This window comes from Streptomyces sp. NPDC102258 (assembly GCF_055584685.1).
The window spans coordinates 257,478-275,855 of sequence record NZ_JBVJLO010000001.1 but is presented as its reverse complement, the minus strand read 5'-3'; the positions used below and the strand labels follow the sequence as shown (position 1 = coordinate 275,855).

General features: G+C 74.8%; 18 protein-coding genes. 6 read left to right on the top strand and 12 right to left on the bottom strand.

The window, feature by feature from the left end:
* Nucleotide 1: 1 nt before the first annotated feature.
* The gene (locus ACZ6ZT_RS01290) at nucleotides 2–1,480 is read left to right on the top strand and encodes a type 1 periplasmic-binding domain-containing protein (RefSeq protein ID WP_469714421.1); all 1,479 of its coding nucleotides are present in this window, start codon (nucleotides 2–4) and stop codon (nucleotides 1,478–1,480) included.
* Between the two features lie 8 nt (nucleotides 1,481–1,488).
* Here ACZ6ZT_RS01290 and ACZ6ZT_RS01285 read toward each other — a convergent pair whose 3' ends face one another.
* Genes ACZ6ZT_RS01285 through ACZ6ZT_RS01275 form a run of 3 tightly spaced genes read right to left on the bottom strand, consistent with a single transcriptional unit; the run spans nucleotide 1,489 to nucleotide 5,241 of the window.
* Nucleotides 1,489–3,576 (bottom strand): xanthine dehydrogenase family protein molybdopterin-binding subunit, encoded by a 2,088-nt coding sequence (locus tag ACZ6ZT_RS01285; RefSeq protein WP_469714419.1) that lies wholly within the window; start codon nucleotides 3,574–3,576, stop codon nucleotides 1,489–1,491.
* 37 nt (nucleotides 3,577–3,613) lie between these two features.
* Nucleotides 3,614–4,624 (bottom strand): FAD binding domain-containing protein, encoded by a 1,011-nt coding sequence (locus ACZ6ZT_RS01280; protein ID WP_469714417.1) that lies wholly within the window; start codon nucleotides 4,622–4,624, stop codon nucleotides 3,614–3,616.
* Nucleotides 4,621–5,241 carry a 2Fe-2S iron-sulfur cluster-binding protein gene (locus tag ACZ6ZT_RS01275; RefSeq protein ID WP_469714415.1) on the bottom strand — a complete coding sequence of 207 codons (621 nt, stop codon included), beginning with the start codon at nucleotides 5,239–5,241 and terminating at the stop codon, nucleotides 4,621–4,623. Before ACZ6ZT_RS01275 ends, ACZ6ZT_RS01280 begins: the two co-directional genes overlap by 4 nt.
* Before the next feature lie 233 nt (nucleotides 5,242–5,474).
* Between ACZ6ZT_RS01275 and ACZ6ZT_RS01270 the strand changes: the two genes are divergently transcribed.
* Entirely contained in the window at nucleotides 5,475–6,410 is a 936-nt protein-coding gene (locus tag ACZ6ZT_RS01270) for a SigB/SigF/SigG family RNA polymerase sigma factor (protein ID WP_469714413.1), read from the top strand.
* 25 nt (nucleotides 6,411–6,435) lie between these two features.
* Here the strand turns inward: ACZ6ZT_RS01270 and ACZ6ZT_RS01265 are convergent, their stop codons facing one another.
* The 7 genes from ACZ6ZT_RS01265 to ACZ6ZT_RS01235 form a co-directional block, all read right to left on the bottom strand.
* Nucleotides 6,436–6,714: a hypothetical protein gene (locus ACZ6ZT_RS01265; protein ID WP_469714412.1), complete on the bottom strand. Its 279-nt coding sequence runs from the start codon at nucleotides 6,712–6,714 to the stop codon at nucleotides 6,436–6,438.
* Nucleotides 6,715–6,745: 31 nt separating this feature from the next.
* On the bottom strand, nucleotides 6,746–7,939 hold the full coding sequence (locus ACZ6ZT_RS01260; RefSeq protein ID WP_469714410.1) for a spore photoproduct lyase family protein: 1,194 nt from the start codon (nucleotides 7,937–7,939) through the stop codon (nucleotides 6,746–6,748).
* Between the two features lie 71 nt (nucleotides 7,940–8,010).
* The gene (locus ACZ6ZT_RS01255) at nucleotides 8,011–8,499 is read right to left on the bottom strand and encodes an MSMEG_6728 family protein (protein ID WP_469714408.1); all 489 of its coding nucleotides are present in this window, start codon (nucleotides 8,497–8,499) and stop codon (nucleotides 8,011–8,013) included.
* A gap of 171 nt (nucleotides 8,500–8,670) precedes the next feature.
* Nucleotides 8,671–10,776 (bottom strand): S9 family peptidase, encoded by a 2,106-nt coding sequence (locus ACZ6ZT_RS01250; protein ID WP_469714406.1) that lies wholly within the window; start codon nucleotides 10,774–10,776, stop codon nucleotides 8,671–8,673.
* 44 nt (nucleotides 10,777–10,820) lie between these two features.
* On the bottom strand, nucleotides 10,821–12,602 hold the full coding sequence (locus ACZ6ZT_RS01245; RefSeq protein ID WP_469714403.1) for an N-acetylglutaminylglutamine amidotransferase: 1,782 nt from the start codon (nucleotides 12,600–12,602) through the stop codon (nucleotides 10,821–10,823).
* A gap of 240 nt (nucleotides 12,603–12,842) precedes the next feature.
* Complete coding sequence (locus tag ACZ6ZT_RS01240) at nucleotides 12,843–13,154, bottom strand: hypothetical protein (RefSeq protein WP_469714402.1); 312 nt, start codon at nucleotides 13,152–13,154, stop codon at nucleotides 12,843–12,845.
* 13 nt (nucleotides 13,155–13,167) lie between these two features.
* Nucleotides 13,168–14,265, bottom strand: coding sequence for a carboxylate-amine ligase (locus ACZ6ZT_RS01235; protein WP_469714400.1), 1,098 nt, complete (start codon nucleotides 14,263–14,265; stop codon nucleotides 13,168–13,170).
* A 143-nt stretch (nucleotides 14,266–14,408) separates the two neighbouring features.
* Between ACZ6ZT_RS01235 and ppk2 the strand changes: the two genes are divergently transcribed.
* Both ppk2 and ACZ6ZT_RS01225 read left to right on the top strand, forming a co-directional pair.
* Nucleotides 14,409–15,359, top strand: coding sequence for a polyphosphate kinase 2 (gene ppk2, locus ACZ6ZT_RS01230; RefSeq protein ID WP_469714397.1), 951 nt, complete (start codon nucleotides 14,409–14,411; stop codon nucleotides 15,357–15,359).
* Between the two features lie 111 nt (nucleotides 15,360–15,470).
* A complete protein-coding gene (locus ACZ6ZT_RS01225) occupies nucleotides 15,471–15,797 on the top strand; it encodes a plasmid stabilization protein (protein WP_469714394.1) in 327 nt (108 codons plus the stop codon).
* Between the two features lie 130 nt (nucleotides 15,798–15,927).
* Here the strand turns inward: ACZ6ZT_RS01225 and ACZ6ZT_RS01220 are convergent, their stop codons facing one another.
* Both ACZ6ZT_RS01220 and ACZ6ZT_RS01215 read right to left on the bottom strand, forming a co-directional pair.
* The gene (locus tag ACZ6ZT_RS01220; protein WP_469714391.1) at nucleotides 15,928–16,284 is read right to left on the bottom strand and encodes an STAS domain-containing protein; all 357 of its coding nucleotides are present in this window, start codon (nucleotides 16,282–16,284) and stop codon (nucleotides 15,928–15,930) included.
* A gap of 39 nt (nucleotides 16,285–16,323) precedes the next feature.
* The gene (locus ACZ6ZT_RS01215; RefSeq protein WP_469714389.1) at nucleotides 16,324–16,998 is read right to left on the bottom strand and encodes an HSP18 transcriptional regulator; all 675 of its coding nucleotides are present in this window, start codon (nucleotides 16,996–16,998) and stop codon (nucleotides 16,324–16,326) included.
* 148 nt (nucleotides 16,999–17,146) lie between these two features.
* On the opposite strand from ACZ6ZT_RS01215, the gene ACZ6ZT_RS01210 reads away from it, so the two are divergent.
* Both ACZ6ZT_RS01210 and ACZ6ZT_RS01205 read left to right on the top strand, forming a co-directional pair.
* Nucleotides 17,147–17,581, top strand: coding sequence for an Hsp20/alpha crystallin family protein (locus tag ACZ6ZT_RS01210; RefSeq protein WP_469714387.1), 435 nt, complete (start codon nucleotides 17,147–17,149; stop codon nucleotides 17,579–17,581).
* 150 nt (nucleotides 17,582–17,731) lie between these two features.
* Nucleotides 17,732–18,208, top strand: a complete 477-nt coding sequence (locus tag ACZ6ZT_RS01205) for a DUF2267 domain-containing protein (RefSeq protein WP_469714385.1) — start codon at nucleotides 17,732–17,734, stop codon at nucleotides 18,206–18,208.
* Nucleotides 18,209–18,378 lie beyond the last annotated feature (170 nt).

The window sequence follows — 18,378 nt, the reverse complement described above, 5'->3', positions numbered from 1 at the left end:
CGTGGCCAGACTCGAATGGCCGCTGCACGTCGTGCGCCGCGTCGCCCTCGCCACGGCGGCCGCCGTCGCGCTGGCCGCCGCGCTCTGGGTGGGCGTGGGCTGGTTACAGGAACGTGGGGCGCGGTGCGCCGACGGGGTCGTGCGGCAGGGCCCGGACGACGAGTGCGTCGGGGTGAGCGACGGCGCGTACGTCTTCGCGCCGCACCTCGACGCCGTCACCCGCAAGATCGAGGAGGAGAATCGCCGGGTCCTCGCCGACGCGGACAAGGAACCGTACGTCAGCGTCGCCTACTTCACCTCCTTCACCACCACCGCCGAGGACAGCAACTCCGCCGAGGGCGTCCGGCACGAGCTGGAGGGCGCCTACCTCGCCCAGTTCCGGCACAACCGGGGCGACCTGGCCGCCACCCCCAAGATCCGCCTGCTGATCGCCAACCCGGGCAGCAGGTCCACGCAGTGGAAGCACACCGTGGACGAGCTGATCGCCCGCAAGGACTCCCCGGACCGGCTCGTGGCGGTGGCGGGCCTCGGTCCCAGCACCGACGAGAACCTCGCGGCCATAAAGAGCCTGTCCGCACACGGCATCGCCATGGTCGGCGCGACCCTGACCGCCACCGACATCCAGAACATCAACGGTTTCGTCCGGATCGCCCCGACCAACGAGGACGAGGCGTACGCGGGCGCCGCCTACCTCAAGCGGCGCGGCATCGCGACCGCCGTCGTCATCCAGGACGTGGCGCGGGGCAACCTCTACGCGGCCACCCTCGGCACCGCGTTCACCAAGGCCTTCCAGGACGGCGACAAGCACCGCCTCGTCGCCGAGCGCATGACCTACGACTCCTCGGTCAGCAGCGCCTGGCAGAACGAACTGCGCTACATGCCGGGCCAGTTGTGCCAGCAGCGCCCCCAGCTCGTGTACTTCGCGGGACGCGGCCTGCACCTGACCCATTTCCTCGACGCGCTCGCCAACCGCAGCTGCACCGACCAGCAGTTCACCGTCTTCGCCGGGGACGACACGACCAACCTGAGTCCCGAACAGCTCGCCCACGCCGCCGAGACGGGCATCGAGGTGCTCTACACCGGGCTCGCCCACCCCGACATGTACCGTTCGGCGCCGCAGGCGGTCTCCGGGCCGTCCGCGAAGAACTTCCAGCCGGGCGGGCTGCTGGACCAGTGGTTCCCGCACGACTCCCGCGAGGACGGCGGGGCCCTGATGGGCCACGACGCGGTCCTCGCCGCGGCCCACGGCATCCAGATGGCCGCCCGCTGGCAGGGTCAGGTCGTCGGGGACGCGGTGGCCCGGATGTTCCACCAGATGGACGGCACCCAGCAGGTGGCCGGGGCCAGCGGGTTCATCTCCTTCCAGAACAACGGCAATCCGCGCAACAAGGCCGTCCCGATCCTGCGCCTCGACGGCAAGGGCCGGGTCGAGTTCGTCGAGGTGTCCGCGGCGGAGGGCAAACCGCCCCAGGAGCAGTGAGGGCCGGGTCAGCCGAGTGCGGTCAGGACCCGGTCCGGGGTCAGGGGCAGTTCCCGCAGGCGGCGGCCCGTGGCGTGGGCGACGGCGTTGCCGATCGCGGCGGCGGTGCCGACGATGCCGATCTCCCCGATGCCCTTGCTGCCCATCGGGTTGAGGTGGGGGTCGTGCTCGTCGATCCAGTGCGCCTCGATGTCGGGCACGTCGGCGTGGACCGGTACGTGGTAGGCGGCCAGGTCGCTCTCGACGAACTCGCCGTGGACCGCGTCGAGGGTGCTGTGCTCGGTCAGGGCCATGCCCAGGCCCATGACCATGGCGCCGACGAACTGGGAGCGCGCCGTGACCGGGTTGAGGATGCGGCCGGCGGCGAACACCCCGAGCATGCGGCCTACGCGTACCTCCCCGGTCACCGTGTCGACCTGGACCTCGGCGAAGTGCGCGCCGAACGCGTGCCGGGCGTACGGGGACTCCTCCCCCGCCGCCCCCGCGGTGTTGGCGGACGCGGAGAGCCCCTCGGCGGGCAGGGGCCCGCTGTGGGCGGCGACGCGGACCGCCAGGGCCGCACAGGCGTCGTGCACCGCCCAGCCCCACGATCCGGTGCCGGCGGAGCCGCCCGCGAGGGGCGCCGCGGGCAGGTCGGTGCTCCCGATGCGGATGCTCACGGACTCCAGCGGCACGCCGAGCGCGTCGGCGGCGACCTGGGCCAGCACGGTCCGCGCGCCGGTGCCGATGTCGGTGGCGTTGACCTCGACCAGGTAGCCGCCGTCCGGGCCGGCGTGGGCCCGGGCTGTGCACGGGGAGATGAGCACCGGGTAGGTGGCGGCGGCCACGCCGCTGCCGGTCAGGAGCGCCCCGTCCCGGCGCGGGGTGCGCGCGGAGGACCAGCCGAAGCGCTCGGCGCCCTCGCGCAGGCAGTCCACGAGGTGCCGGCTGCTGAACGGGCGCCCGCTGTCGGGCTCGTGCGTGGGTTCGTTGCGCACGCGCAGCTCGACCGGGTCCATGCCGAGCGCGTCGGCCAGTTCGTCCATGGCGGATTCCAGGACGTACATGCCGGGGGCCTCCCCGGGGGCGCGCATCCAGGACGGGGTGGGCACGTCCAGGGCGACCGCCCGGTGGGTGGTGAGGCTGTCGGGCGCGGCGTACATGACGCGGGCGGGCACGGCGGCCTGCTCGACGAACTCGCGGACGCGCGAGGTGTGGGTGGTGACCTCGTGCGCGAGGGCGGTGAGGGTGCCGTCCGCCCGGGCGCCCAGCCGGATCCGGTGCAGGGTCGGCGCGCGGTGCCCGACGACGGCGGGCAGCTGGCGCCGGGGCAGGGCGAGGGTCACCGTACGGCCGGTGTGCCGTGCGGCCAAGACGGCCAGGACGACGTGCGGACGGGGTGTCCCCTTGGAGCCGAAGCCGCCGCCGACGTGTTCGGACACGACGGTGACGGCCTCCTCGGGCAGGCCGAACAGGCTGGTGAGCGCGGCCCGGACCGGTCCCGTTCCCTGGCTGGAGTCGTGGACGGTGAGGTGTCCGCGCTCCGCGTCCCAGGCGGCGGTGGCCGCGTGCGGCTCCATGGGGTGGTTGTGCAGGGGCGGCACGGTGTAGGTGAGGTCGACGGATACGGGGGCGGCGGCGAGCGCCGCTTCCGGGTCACCGTGGCGTCGGTGGGCGGGCTGGCCGCCGTTGGCGTCCTCGGGGGTGTACGCGTCCGGGTGGTCGGCCCGCAGGATGACGTCGGGGTCCTCGGCCGTGTAGGTGACGCGGACGGCCGCGGCGCCCGCCCGGGCGGCCTCGGGCGACTCGGCGACGACGAGCGCCACGTACCAGCCGCGGTGCGGGACCGCGTCGTCCTGGAGGACCTGGAGGGTGGCGTCGTCGGAGGGGCCGAGCCGGGGCGCGTTGGCGGGGGTGAGGACGTCGAGCACGCCGGGGAGGGCGGCCGCGGCCGCGGTGTCGATCGCGGCGACCCGGCCGCGGGCGATGGTCGCGGGCACGGGCCAGGCATGGGCGCAGCCGCGCGGCGCGTGGTCCGAGGCGTACCGGGCGCGGCCCGTCACCTTCTGCGGGCCCTCCGCCCGCGCGGCCGGGTTGCCGAGTGCGGCGTGGGGCATGGCTGCTCCTGGTGCGTGAGGTCGGGGTGGTGGGCGGCTATGCGGCGCCGGGGGCGGCCGCGGCGCGGCGCGCGAGGGTGGCGAGGGCGTCGCGGGCGAGGCCGTGGGCGAGGGGGACCTTGAAGGCGTTGTCCCGCAGCGGGCGGGCCGCGGCCAGCTCCGCCCGTACCGCCTCGTCGACGGCGGCGGCCGTGGGTTCGGCACCCATCAGCCGGGCCTCGGCCACGGTGGCCCGCCAGGGGCGGTGGGCGAGGCCGCCGAAGGCGAGTCCGAGGCGGCGGACCCGGCCGGCGCCGTCCAGTTCGAGGACGGCGGCGACGGACACCAGCGCGAAGGCGTACGAGGCGCGGTCGCGGGCCTTGCGGTAGAGGGAGACGGTGCCGGGGGTGGTGGGGGGCAGGACGACGGCGGTGATGATCTCTCCGTCGCGCAGGACGGTGTCCCGTTCGGGGTGGTCGCCCGGCAGCCGGTGGAAGTCCGTGACCGGCACCGTACGGGCCCCGTCGGCGCCGTGCAGGGCGATGTCGGCGTCGAGCGCCGCGAGGGCGACGGCCATGTCGGAGGGGTGGGTGGCGACGCATTCGGCGGAGTGCCCGAGGACGGCGTGGTCGCGGTGGACCCCGTCGCGGGCGGCGCAGCCGGTGCCGGGGCTCCGCTTGTTGCACGGTGTGGAGACGTCCTGGAAGTAGGGGCACCGGGTCCGCTGGAGCAGGTTGCCGCCGGTCGTCGCGATGTTGCGCAGCTGTCCCGAGGCGCCCGCCAGGAGGGCCTGGGCGAGGGCGGGGTGGTGGGCGCGGACGAGGGGGTGCGCCGCCACGTCGCTGTTGCGCGTCATGGAGCCGATGCGCAGGCCCGCTCCCGGCAGTTCCTCCACCTCTCCCAGCGGGAGGCGGGTGATGTCGATGAGGGCCGCCGGGGTCTCGACGCCGAGCTTCATCAGGTCGACGAGGTTCGTTCCGCCACCCAGGTAGCGGGCGCCGGGGAGCCGGGCATGGGCGGCGGTGGCTTCCTCGACGCTGTGGGCGCGCAGGTAGCTGAAGGGCTTCACTCGATCACGTCCGTCATGTCGGTCACGTCCGTCACGGCGTCGACGATGCGCGGGTAGGCGCCGCAGCGGCAGAGGTTTCCGCTCAGCCGTTCCTTGATCTCCTCCGTCGTCAGCGGGACGGGGCCGGGGTCGGCCAGTGCCTCGGCACTGGTCGCGTGGGACGGGTGGCCCGCCCGCGCCTCCTCGATCGCTCCGATCGCCGAGCACAGCTGACCGGGCGTACAGAAGCCGCACTGGAAGGCGTCGCGGTCGAGGAAGGCCCGCTGGAGCGGATGGAGTTCTCCCCCGGCGTCGGCGAGTCCTTCCACCGTGGTGATCTCGGCGCCGTCCTGGGCGACCGCGAGGAGGAGACAGCTGTTCGCCCGGCGTCCGTCGACCAGGACGGTGCAGGCACCGCACTGGCCGTGGTCGCAGCCCTTCTTGGGGCCGGTCAGCTCCAGGTGGCCGCGCAGCGCGTCGAGCAGCGTGACGCGGTTGTCCAGCCGCAGCACGTGCTCGGTGCCGTTGACGCGCAGCTCGGTGCGGCCGGCGAAGCCGTCGGCCGTCTCCCCGTCCCGCGTACCGGGGCCGCCGCCGGCTCCGGCGTCGTGGGGCTGCCGGTCACTGCCACGCGTCATCACGCCTCCGTACCTGGTCCGTGTCCGACCGGTGCGGCTGCGACCGGTCCTGTCCGTCCGTCTCTCCGTCCCCCTCCTTCTCGCCACAGCCTGGTCCATGCGGCCCGCTTCGGCATCCGCTGGTTCCGGGCCGAAGGTCCCGCCGGGAGGGGCCCGACGGCCCGTGCGCCGGCTCTTCCGGGCGAGGCAGGCTCGGGGTGGCAAGCCCGCCCAGACGAGAGAGGGAAACCACCGTGCCCGTTCGCCCCGCGGCGGTCGACGCCCACACCGGTTCCGCCACCCGGGACACGCCCCCGCTCCCGGCGGCGGCTCCGGGGGATGTCCGGGACGACGCCCCCGGGCTGCCCGTGATCGGGGAGCCCGGGCGGGTGCCGGCGCTCGACGCGAAGGAGCTCTCCCGGGTGTTCCTCGCCCGGTTGGCGGTCCTCACCGAGGGGACGCCGGAGCACCAGTACGTCCGCAACACGCTCATCGAGATGAACACCAGCCTGGTGCACTACGCCGCCCGCGCCTTCCGCAGCCGGGCCGGTGGCCCGGCGGGGGCCGGTACGGAGATGGAGGACGTCATCCAGGCCGGGACCGTCGGCCTGATCAAGGCGATCGACCGGTTCGAACCCGAGCGGGGCGTCGAGTTCACCACCCTGGCCCTGCCCTACATCACCGGGGAGATCAAGCGGCACTTCCGGGACACCACCTGGGCGGTCCGCGTCCCGCGCCGGCTCCAGGAGCTGCGCGTGGAGCTGGCCAAGGCCCGCGACGCCATCGCCGCCGCGCAGGGCCGGGCCCCCACCGTCAAGGAGCTGGCCGACCGGCTGGGCCTGGACGAGGAACAGGTGATCGAGGGGCTCGTGGCGTCGAACGGGTACGCCACGGAGAGCCTCGAACCGGCGGCCCCGGGCGGGGACGAGCACGCCACCGCGCGCATGCCACAGCGGCAGCCGGTCGCGGAGGACACCGCCCGGGCCATCGAGCTGTTCGAGAACCTGCACGCCCTCGGCCCGCTCCTGAAGCGGCTCCCGGAACGCGAGCGGGAGATCCTCCGGCTCCGGTTCGGCCGGGAGATGTCCCAGTCCGAGATCGGCGCGGAGCTGGGCATCAGCCAGATGCACGTGTCGCGGCTGCTGTCCCGCACCCTGGCCGGGCTGCGTACGGCCCTGCTCGCCTCGTAGCGGCCGGTGCGGCCCGGCCCCGGGCTCAGGCGGTTCCGGCCGGCGGGGAGGAGCCCGCGGAACCCGACGCCCGGGGCTTCCAGTGGTACCTGCCGCCGCCGACCCAGCGGATCTCGTCCGGGTTGTCCAGATCGTGGATGGTGATCCCGGCGGCCGCCGCGGTCAGGAGCACGTCCGTCATGGACCGGGCGGTGCCGACGAACTCCCCGTCGATCTCGACGATCCGGAACGGCGGGTCCGCGATCTGCACCCCGAGGACGGTGACGCGTGCCGGGGAGAGGTAGGGACTGGCGCTTTCGGTCATGCGAGGCTCGCTTCCACTTCGGGGCCGGGGGTCAGAAGGCGTACCGGATCCGCAGCCACGGTGCGTGGGCGGCGACGAGCGTACGCATCGTCTCGACGGCCCCGGCCTTGACGCCGTCGCGGTAGCGGACGTTCCGGGCGCCGTTCTCGGAACGTTTGGGCTGCTGGAGGTCCGGCCGCCAGAGCACGTCCTCCGCGCGCGGGTGCCAGCCGAGGTTGATGCCGTGCAGATCCTCGTTGTGCGTCAGCGTGATCACCTCCGCGGCGGCCTGGTCCTTCACCGCCCGGGGCAGGACGTCGTCCATGTGGCGCAGCAGCAGCGCCCAGTCCCGCTCCCAGCCGGGCCGCAGGACGACGGGCGAGAGGTTGAAGTGGACCTCGTACCCCGCTTCCAGGAAGTCCCCCGCGGCGGCGATCCGGCTCTCCACCGGACTGGTGCGCAGGTCCAGCAGCCGGGAGTCCTCCTGCGGCATGACGGAGAACCGCACCCGGGTCCGGCCGCGGGGGTCCAGCAGCAACAGGTCGGGGTTGACGAACTTGGTGGCGAAGGAGGCCTTGGCGCCCGGCCACCGTGCGAAGGCGCGGACCAGGTCGGCGACGTTGTCGCTGATCAGGGCGTCGGCCGAGCAGTCGCTGTTCTCCCCGATGTCGTACACCCAGGCGGCCGGGTCGCACTGGTTCGCCTCCGTCTTGGGCCCGAGGCGCGCCAGGTGCCGGGAGAGGTGGCCGATGAGGCGCTCGATGTTGGTGAAGACGGTGACGGGATTGGCGTACCCCTTGCGGCGGGGTACGTAGCAGTACGCGCAGGCCATGGCGCAGCCGTTCGCGGGGCCGGGGGCGATCCAGTCCGCGGAGCGTCCGTTGGGCCGGGTGGTGAAGGTCTTGCGCTCGCCGAGGACCAGGACCTCGCTCTTGATCCGGACCCAGCGCTCGACGTTGCCCTCGTTGCCGTGGAGGTCGGGGATCCGCCAGTGCGAGTCGACGGGTACGACCTCGGCTCCGGGGAAGCGGGCGATGACCTGCCGGCCGCGCGGGGAGGCCGCGGCGGCGGATTCGGCGTGGATGGTCCGTACGGACAGCAGCCGGCGGGCGGCCGGGGAGTCGCGGAACAGCGGGCCCCGGTCCTCCGGTGACGTGCTCCCGCGCCCCGGATCGAGGTCCTCCAGGCCGAACAGGGCGTCCGGGTGGAGATCCTCAGGGTGGGGGTCCGGCCGGCCGACGCGCATGAGCGGCTCCTGGGGTGTCCCGCGGGCGTGCCCCGCGGGAGGTGGACGTTCCACTTTAGGCCGGTCACCGCTCATGGCGCCCGCGCGGCCGGGTCGCGGTCGGACGCCGGCCAGACGTACGGCAGGTCGTCCGGTACGTCGGGAAAGTGCCGGCGGTAGAGGTCCGGGGCCTTGCGCACCAGCGCGGAGCGGTGGCTCCGGTGGAAGGCGGGCTCGCCCAGCCACGGCGGCAGCTCCCCGTCGGCGGCGAGGCGCTCCTGGGTCCTCGGCCCCCCGCCCTCCCCGGGCAGCCAGGCGTGGAAATCGTGGACCAGGGTGGTGGCGCAGGTGTCCGCGCGGCCGCCGGCCGTCCAGACCCGGCAGACGTCCAGTCCGTACCGTACGAGGGCCTCCTCGTAGCCGGCCCACATGCGCACGGCCGGGTGCCGCCGCCAGCCGTAGTCCGGGACGATCAGCCCGCGGAGCACCTGGAGGGCCTCGACGCGCTGTTTGCCGAGCCGGCGCCCGTCGAGCACGGCCGCCGAGTCCTGGAACGAGGCGAAGGGCAGGAACGTCTGCATGGGGCCTCCTGACGGGGTGCGCCTGCCCCGGGGCGGGCGGCGGAAACCGGGTCGGCGGCCCGGTCGGCGGTGGGCGGCCGGGCAGTCCGCAGGCCGGTCGGGCGGTCAGCAAGCCGGCAGTCATCCGGTCGGCGGTCAGCAGGCCGGTCGGGCGGTCAGCCAACCGAGCGGTCAGCCGGCCGGGCCCGGGCCGAGGTGGCGCTCCAGCCAGTCCGCGGCCGTGCGCCGGTAGAGCCGGCGGTTGTCCGCGCGCAGGAACTCGTGCCCCTCGTCGCGCAGCGTCAGCTGATGCGCCGGTACGCCCCGCTCGCGCGCCGCCCGCACGAACTGCTGCGATTCCGTCGGCGGCACATTGGTGTCGTGCTCCCCGTGGACGGCCAGGACGGGGGCCCGCAGCCGGTCGACGCGGCTCATCGGGGACAGGGCGCGCAGCAGCTCCCGGTCGTGTTCGGGATGACCGTACTTGGCGGCCGCGGACCGCGCGATCCACGGTTCGGTCCCCGCGAAGAACGTGCCGAGGTCCGACATCCCGCAGACGGCGACTCCGGCCCGGAAGAGGTGCGGGTGCCACACCAGGGAGGCCATGGTGAGGTAGCCGCCGTACGAGCGGCCCATCACCCCCAGCCGCAGCGGGTCGGCGTATCCGAGTGCGACGACGTGGGCGGCGCAGTCGGCCACGTCGTCGATGGCGGCGAAGCGGCCCGCGCCGAGGTCGGCGTCGACGAAGGACCGCCCCCAGCCGGAGGAGCCGCGCACATCGGGGGCGAAGACGTCCAGGCCCCGGCCCAGGAGCTCGTGGTACAGCGGGTTGAACACCGGCCGCTCCTGCTCCTCGGGGCCGCCGTGGAGGTGGATCACGCAGGGCGCCGGGCGGCCCGGATCCCGCGCGGGCGCCCGGTAGTACCAGCCGCCGAGCAGCAGCCCGTCGCGGGCGGAGCAGCGCAGCGGCACCGGTCGTACGGGGGGCCGCCCGGGCGGGACCGCGTCGGTGTCCCGGGCCGTCCACGGGGCGCGTACGGGGACGAGCCCCTGGTCCAGCTCCCAGACGCCCGGCCTGCGCCGTGATCCGGAGAGGGCGGCGAACAGTCCGCCGTGCTCCAGCGGGGCGATGCGGGTGACCACCTCGTGGGGCAGGCGGCCGGGCCGGTGAAGCGGTCCGATGGCGCGCCCGGCGTCGGGGCCGGTGGGCAGGGCGACACTCTCCAGCCGGGTCGTGCCGTGCTCGTTCCACGCCAGGAGGGCCCACCGCCCGTGGGCGGGGACGCTGAGCAGGTCGAGGCCGCAGTCCTCGCGCTCCAGCACGGCGGACAGCTCCCGGCGGGTCCCGTCCGCGCCGAGCCGGACCCGCAGCAGGGCCGCGAACTCCCGCTCGGCGTCGCTGCGCAGCCACAGGGTGCGACCGTCGGCGGAGAAGCGGCCGATCCAGGGGTCTCCGTCGGCGACGTGCAGCGCGAAGGCGGTGCGGCCCGACGCGATGTCGAGCACGAGGGCCTCGCGGTGGCCGCGCGGGCCGCGCCGCAGCAGCGCGAGGCGGCCCTCGGCGCTGACGTCGCACACGCGCAGGGAGGCGGCCCCCGCCTCGGCGTAGAGCAGGGCGGGGGCGTGCGTCCCGTCGGGGTCGACCAGGTAGGCGGCCAGCCCCCCGCCGGCGCCGGGCTCCGGTTCCGCCGTGGCCCCGCGCGCCGGGCCGCCCGGGCCGCCCGGGCCGAGCAGGGTCGCGGGCCCGTCGCGCCCGGGCGGCAGCGGCCCCGGCGCGCCGGGGGCCGCGTCCCCGGCGCCCCGGGCGGCGTCGCCCTCGGCATCGGCGGCCAAGTGCCCGGGGCCGCGGTGTTCCGTCCCCGACACGGAGGGCTGGGCGACGGTGACGGCGAGGGCGGAACCGTCCCGGGTCCAGCACCCCAGGTGGGCCGAGCTGCCCGGTTCCGCGCCCGCGAGCACCCGGCGGCCGGAGCCGTCGGGGCGTACGGCCAGGACCCGGGTGTGCTCGCCGCCGCCGGGGGCGGTGGTGTACGCGATCCAGCGCCCGTCGGGCGACCAGGCGACCTCGGTGACCGGGTCGGGACCGGCGTCGAGGGCGTGGGCCTGCGCCCCCCGGGCGGGCCCGCTCCACAGTTGCGGAACCCCGGCGCGGTCGCAGATGAACGCCACCTGCTCGCCCCTGGGGTCGGCGGAGGGGTACCAGCATCCGTGGGCGGTGAGGAGGGTCGGCGGATCGCCGCTGCCGTGGTCGGCCAGTCGGACCGGCTCGGGGGCCGGGCGCGCGCGTTCCGAAGACATGGGCTCCTCTCCAGGGCTGTCCGCCGGTGCCGGGGGCGGGCCGTTCAGTCGATGCCGTGGGCCTGCAGCCAGATTTCCAGGGTCGCCACCTGCCACAGCGCATTGGCTCCGCGTTTCGTCCGGTGGCGGTCGGGCGCCGCCAGGAGCTGCGCCACCCGGTCGCGGTCGAAGGTGCCGCGCCGCAGCGCCTCGGGCGCCGTCAGGGCCTCCCGTACGCGGGCCAGTACGGGGGCCACCATGTGCCGGACCGCCGGCACCGGGAAGTAGCCCTTCGGGCGGTCGACGACCTCCGCCGGCAGGACCGCCCGGCCGACGTCCTTGAGCACGCCCTTCCCGCCCTGCGCGAGCTTGAGCTCCGGGGGGCAGGCGGCGGCGAGTTCGACCAGCTCGTGGTCCAGGAAGGGCACCCTGGCCTCCAGTCCCCACGCCATCGTCATGTTGTCGACGCGCTTGACCGGGTCGTCCGGCATGAGGGCGTGCACGTCCAGGCGCAGGGCGGCGTCGAGGGACGTCGCCGCGCCCGGTGCCGCCATGTGGGCCCGGACGAACTCCGTCGAGGCGTCGTGGGCGACGGCGAGGTCCGGGTGCAGCAGGGCGGTCAGCTCGACGTGCGGCCGGTCGAAGTAGGCGTCCGCGTAGGCGGCCGCCGCGTCGGGCCGGTCGGCTGCGGCTATCGGCGGGTACCAGTGGTAGCCGGCGAACACCTCGTCGGCGCCCTGGCCGCACAGCACCACCTTGACCTCCTTGGCGACCTGTTCCGCCAGCATGTGGAAGGCGACGGCGTCATGGCTGACCATCGGTTCGCTCATGGCGCCGATCGCGGTCTCCAGCGCGGTGGGCAGCCGGTCGGAAGGGATCATGAACTGGTGGTGGTCGGTCCCGTACCGGCGGGCGACCAGGTCGGAGTAGTGGAACTCGTCACCGTCCTCGCCGTTCTCCGACTCGAAGCCCATGGCGAAGGTCGCGAGGTCCGCCTGCCCCTCGTCGGCGAGCAGGGCGACGATCAGGCTGGAGTCCAGTCCGCCCGACAGCAGCACCCCCACCGGTACGTCGGCGACCGTGCGCCGGCGGACCGCCGCGCGCACGGCGTCGTGGACCGCCTCCCGCCACAGCACCGGGTCCGTACCGAGCGCGGAGTGCCGGGTGTAGGAGGGCTGCCAGTAGCGGTGGTCGCTCTGGGTGCCGTCCGGTTCGATGACGCGTACGGTGGCCGGCGGGATCTTGCGTACGCCGTTCAGTACGGTGCGGGGCGCGGGGACGGTGCCGTGCCAGCTCAGGTACTGGTGGAGCGCCACCGGGTCGAGGGAGGTGTCGACCCCGCCGCCCGCCAGCAGGGCGGGCAGGGTGGAGGCGAAGCGGAGCCGGCCGTCGTCCTGGGTGACGTAGAGGGGCTTGATGCCCAGCCGGTCGCGCGCCAGGACGACGCGGCCCGTGTCGTGCTCGACCACGGCGAAGGCGAACATGCCGGTCAGCTGCTCCACGCAGGCCCGGCCCCACTCGCCGTACGCCTTGACGACGACCTCGGTGTCGGAGCCGGAGACGAACCGGTGCCCGAGCCGCTCCAGCCGGCCGCGCAGTTCGCGGTAGTTGTAGACGCAGCCGTTGAAGACGGCGGTGAGGCCCAGTCCGGAGTCGGTCATCGGCTGGGCGCCGCGCTCGGAGAGGTCGATGATCTTCAGCCGGCGGTGGCCGAGCGCCACCGCTCCCTGGGACCAGACGCCCCTGCCGTCGGGGCCCCGCGGCTCCATGACGTCGGTCATGCGTTCGACCGCGGCGAGGTCGGGCCGCCTCCCGTCCCACCGCACCTCCCCGCTCAGGCCGCACACGGGGCACCTGCCCGGGCCCGGGCGGCGCCCCCGCAGGGTCGTTGCCGCACCGTTGCCGTCATGGCCTGCCGAGTCTTCAGCGGGGATCCGTCCGGGTACGTCGTCACTTTCCTCACTCCTGCGTTCACTCCCGCGTCCGACGGGCCGGCGGGATGCGGGCCGGTCGGGCGGGTGGTCGACATGCCGGGCGCCTGCCCGCCGGACGGCCCGATAAGCGGCCCGGCCTCGGACCGGCCCCTCTTAACCGTCGAGCGCGGCCAGTCCCCGCCGCCAACGGGCCCGCCGCTCCGGCGCGCTCTGCTCCCACCACGGGGCGCCGCGTTCGCCGAGCGCCACCTTCGCCGTCTGGACCCGGTCCCGGGCGGCGCGCTCGGCCTGCGGATCATCGGCCCGGCGGGCGGCGCCGACCGCCCGCCGGGCCGCCATCAGGTGAACGCGCAGCCGGGCGGCCACCTCTGCGGGGACGGCCGGATCCGTGGCGCGCCAGCGGCGGCCGCCGATCACGACGTGGTGGCCGTCGGGGGTCTTCGGCGGCCCGGGGTCCGTGGTCACCGGCGTGCCTTCATCAGTCGGCCGGCCCGGCGCCGGTGAGCAGGTCGAGGAGCGCGGGCAGGCCGCCCTCCGCCATGGCGCGGCGCTGCCGGTCGGCGGGGGTGCCCTCCCGCAGCAGCCGGTCGGTCAGGGCGCTCACCTCGCGGAGGTCGCCCGCTTCCTCCAGGGCGGGGGTGATGTGGCGCAGCAGCGAGCCCAGGACGTCGCCGCCGTCGCACGGCCGCCCCCGCGGGTCGAGCAGGGTGGAGCCGAGACCGTACCGGGCCGCGTGCCAGTTGCCGGCCTGCGCCATCTCCGGCGTGGCCGCGAAGACCGGTGCCGCGCCCGCCTTCTCCTCGGCGATGGCCGTGGCGACCAGTGCCCGGACGACTCCGGCGAGCATCACGGCGTCGTCGGCCCGCAGCTGGACGTCCAGGCAGCGCAGCTCGACGGTGGGGTAGCGCTCGGACAGTCTGGCCTGCCAGTACACCTGGTGGCGGTCGCCGATCACCCCGGAGTCCACCAGCGCCGCCAGCCGGCGTTCGTAGTCGGCGGGACCGTGGAAATGGGGCGGCGGGCCGCTGACGGGCCACCGCCCGAAGACGATGGTGCGCCAGCTCGCGAAGCCGGTGTCCCTCCCGTCCCACAGGGGCGAGTTCGCGGACAGGGCCAGCAGCGCGGGCAGCCACGGCCGGATCCGGTTCAGCACGGCCACGCCCGTATCCGCGTCGGGGACGCCCACGTGGACGTGCATCCCGCAGATCAGCTGCTCGTCGACCAGCTGCCGGGCCGCGCCCTCCATCCTCAGGTACCGGGGTGTCCGGGTCACCGGGACGGGCAGGGTGCCGCGCAGGGGCGCGGCGCCGGTCGCCGCGACGCGGCAGCCGTTGGCCTCGGCGGCGGAGGCCAGCGCGTGGCGCAGCCGCAGCAGATGGCCGCCGACCTCGTCCAGCGTCCAGCACACCGGAGTGGCCACCTCGATCTGCGCCTGCAGCAGCTCGTCCTGTACCTCGCCCTGCTCGGCCAGGAGCCCGAGCCCGGCCGTACGCCGCACTTCCTCGACGAGCGGCACCGGTACGCCCGTGGCCGGATCGACCAGCAGATATTCTTCTTCGACTCCAACGGTGATCACGCAAGGCGGCTACCCGGCCACTCCATGATCACCCCAGGGGCGCCGGCCCTCCGCGGGAGACGCGCCCCGGGTGGCGCGGCGAAATGTGGGCAGGGACCCGGCGGAAGGGACGCGGAAGAGAGACGGCCCGGAGGAGGTCCGGTGTGAACGACGAGGACAGGCTGCTGGCGGGCCTGAGCGTGGACAGCCGCCGCCCGGAACAGCCGGTACTGCTGGACGGCCAGGGCAGCCCCATCCGTACGTGGCGGGAGAACTACCCCTACTCCCACAAGATGCCCCGGGCGGAGTACGAGCGCACGAAGCGGATCCTGCAGATCGAGCTGCTGAAGCTGCAGCGCTGGGTCAAGGAGACCGGCGCCCGGGTGCTCGTGATCTGCGAAGGCCGTGACGCCGCCGGCAAGGGCGGGACCATCCAGCGCTTCACCGAACGCCTCAATCCGCGCGGCGCCCGGGTCGTGGCGCTCGACAAGCCGACCGCCCGGGAGGCCGGGCAGTGGTACTTCCAGCGGTACGTCGCCCACCTGCCCGGGCCGGGGGAGATCGTCTTCTTCGACCGGTCCTGGTACAACCGCGCCGGTATCGAACGCGTCATGGGGTTCTGCGCACCCGAGCAGTACGAGCTGTTCCTGTCCCAGTGCCCCGCCTTCGAACGGATGCTGGCCGAGGACGGCATCTGCCTGGTGAAGTACTGGTTCTCGGTCTCCCGCTCGGAACAGCGCACCCGGTTCGCGATACGTCAGGTCGACCCGGTCCGCCAGTGGAAGCTCTCCCCCACCGACCTCGCCTCGCTCGACCTGTGGGACGCCTACACGCGGGCCAAGGTCGCCATGTTCCGGGCCACCGACACCCCCGAGGCGCCCTGGACCGTGGTCAAGAGCAACGACAAACGGCGTGGCCGGCTCGAAGCCATCCGCTACCTGCTCACCCGGCTCGACTACACGAACAAGGACCCGGAGGCGGTGGGCTCGCCCGACCCGCTGATCATCGGCGCGGCCAACACCCTGCTCGAACCCGGGGAGGAGGACACCTCCCTGTCCCCGACCCCGCTCGCCGGCCCGCCGACGCCGCACAAGCCGGGGCCCGGCGGTTCCTGACCCCCGGGTCCGGCACCGCCGGACGGACCCGGATGGACCCGGTGGGATGCGGGAGCCGGGAGCCGGGCACACGATGACCGAGACAGGCACAGCACCGACGGAGGGTTCGCCATGCCCCGAGGATCCAGCCCCAAGCGGGAACGCCAGTACGAGCACATCAAGGAGTCCGGAGAGGAGCGCGGCATGTCCGAAGGCCGCGCGAAGGAGATGGCCTCCCGGACGGTGAACAAGGAGCGCGCCCGCTCCGGGGAGAGCAAGACGTCGAGCCGCAGCTCGACGCAGGGCAAGTCCGCCTCGCAGCGCGGCGGCGAGCGGTCCGGCGGGGGCGGCTCCTCGGAGCGGACCAAGGAAGAGCTGTACGAGGAGGCGAAGAAGCGCGGCATCGAGGGCCGCTCCACGATGTCGAAGCAGCAGCTCAAGAGCGCCCTCGGCCGCTGACCCGGGCCGAGCCGGACCGGCCCCGGGGCCGGTTCGCCGCGAGGCGGCCGGGGTCCCGCGTGGTGCCCGTGCAAGGGCACGCGCGGGCCCCGGCCGTCTGCGTTTTCACGGATTCACGGTTTGCACGGTTTCACGGGGCGGGCAGCTGGTCGACCGGGAAGAGGGGGAGGGTCCCCGTCGTCTCCAGCAGCCGGCGGAACTGGCGGTTGGGCGAGCCCAGCCGGATGTCGACGCCCGCCCGCTGCGCCGCCTGCCGGGCGATGAGCAGGGCGTTGAGGCTCGCCGAGTCGCAGAAGGTGAGGCGGCGGCAGTCGAGGACGACCGGCCTGGCGGGCGTGGCGTGCCGGAGCGCTTCGGCGAGCGCGTCCGCGAGGGGCGGCACCGTGGCCAAGTCGATCTCGCCGGTCGGCCGCACCACCACGGCCCGGTCGAACACCTCCACGGCGACGGGGAGTTCGTCGGCGGGGTCTTGCGGCTGCGCGGTCATGGCAGGGCGGTTCCTTCGGTGGGCCGCAGGTGGCGGCGGTCAGTTGCGGGTGGTGCGCTGGTCGTGGCTGTCCTGCCGCAGCCGGTCGGCGTGACGGGTCATGGCGTCGATGCGGTCGGCGAGGTGGGCGTCCTCGGGGCGCAGGTGCGCCCGGGCTTCGCTGAGGGGGCCGACGAGCCGGGCGGCGTCGTTGTCGGCCAGGGCCTGGTCCAGTTCCGTCATGGAGCTCGCGGCGCCGGGCGGCAGGTCGTTGAGCGAGCTGACCTGGCCGGCCAGCCGCCGCAGGTCGGCGGCGTTGTCGCGGGCCCAGGCCGCGACGGAGCGGTCGGCCGCGCGCGAGTTGCGGGTCGCGGCGACGCGCTCTTCACCGGTGCTACCTGCGGCTCCCGGACGCAGCCGCAGGTAGCGGCGTTCGGCGGCCTGCCGGCTGGCCACGCCGAGGGGGCCGGCGAGGTCGGCCCAGCTCACCCCGTCGTCACGGGCCGCCGCGATCAGCCCGCTCTCCCATCCGGTCAGCTGCTCCCGGATCCGCCGCAGCGCGACCAGGGCGGCCAGGGCGGGATGGGGACCGGAGCCGGACAGGGCGGTGGGTGTGGAGGAGGGCGCCGGCGTCCGCCGGGCCTCGGTCAGGGTCCGGTCGACGCCCTCCAGCGCCGTGACGGCGGCGCCGAGGTCGAAGGGGTGCGGCCCGAAGGGCTCGGGGGCTTCGCGCATGCTGCCTCCATGTCGTCGATCCGTCGACACTCCACGGGTCATCGTGAGGGCGACATCTTGCTTGTCATCGTTTCGATGACATGTTACAACGGGAGCACCTTGAAGCGCACGGGCGGATCCCGCCCGAACCCCATGGAGGTGTTCAACGATGCTGATGCGCACCGACCCGTTCCGCGAGATGGACCGCATCGTCCAGCAGCTCTCGGGAGCGTCCGGTACGTGGTCCAAGCCGGCCGTCATGCCGATGGACGCCTACCGGGAGGGCGACGCGTACGTGATCGCGTTCGACGTTCCCGGCGTGAGCGCCGAGGCGATCGACATCGACGTCGAGCGGAACATGCTGACGGTCAAGGCCGAGCGGCGGCCCGCCACCCAGGGCGACGCGGTGCGGATGGAGCTCTCGGAACGGCCCTCCGGCGTCTTCTCCCGCCAGATCGTGCTGGCCGACACCCTCGACACGGAACGCATCGAGGCCGACTACGACGCCGGTGTCCTGACCCTGCGCATCCCGATCCCGGAGCGGGCCAAGCCCCGCAAGGTCAGCATCGGCGGCGGCGCCGACCGCAAGCAGATCGCCGGCTGACCGGCCGCCCCCGAACGCGGCGGCGGACCGGGGCCTTCCCCCTCTCCCCCGGTGCCCCGGTCCCCGCCGCCTCCTTCCGGAACACCGCGCGGCGGCCCCCGCGCGCCCACCCGACGCCACGAACGACCGCACAGAAAGGGCGGCCCCGTCATGTACGAGCAGACCCGGCCGGAACGGTTCCCCGCTGCCATGACGTACGACCAGATGCTCGAACGCGTCCGCTACGAGGGCGCCTACCCGACCCGCGAACGCGCCGACGACGCGGTCCGCGCCGTCCTCGGCGCCCTCGGCCGCCAGCTGACCGGCACCGATCGCGCCGACCTCGCCCGCCGCCTGCCTCCCGAAGCTGCCCTCGCGCTGACCGCGGCGGCCCCCGCCGCCGAACGGCTCACCGGGTGGGGCTTCGTCAAGGACCTCGCCGCCCGCACCGGCGCCTCACCGGCCACCACCCGCTGGGCCACCGGAGCCGTCCTCGCCACCGTCGCCGCCCTGGCCGGCCCCGACCTGCTCACCCGCGTCCTGCGGCAGCTCCCGGAGGGGTACGCCCTCCTGTTCGGCCAGGCCGAACTCCTGCGGCCCCAGCCCGTACGCCCGTCCCAGCCCCAGCCCCAGCCCGCGGCGGCCTGACCGCCGCTCTTCCCTGACGCCCCGGACGCCTGGAAGCGGGGGGGCGGCCCCCCGGGGCGGCCCCCCCCCCCCGGGGGTGGGGGGGGGGGGGGCGGGCCGCGCCCCCCCCCCGGGGCGGCGGCCCCCGTCCCACGCCCGACCGCGGTGGGGCGCGCGGCGGGGCGCCACCG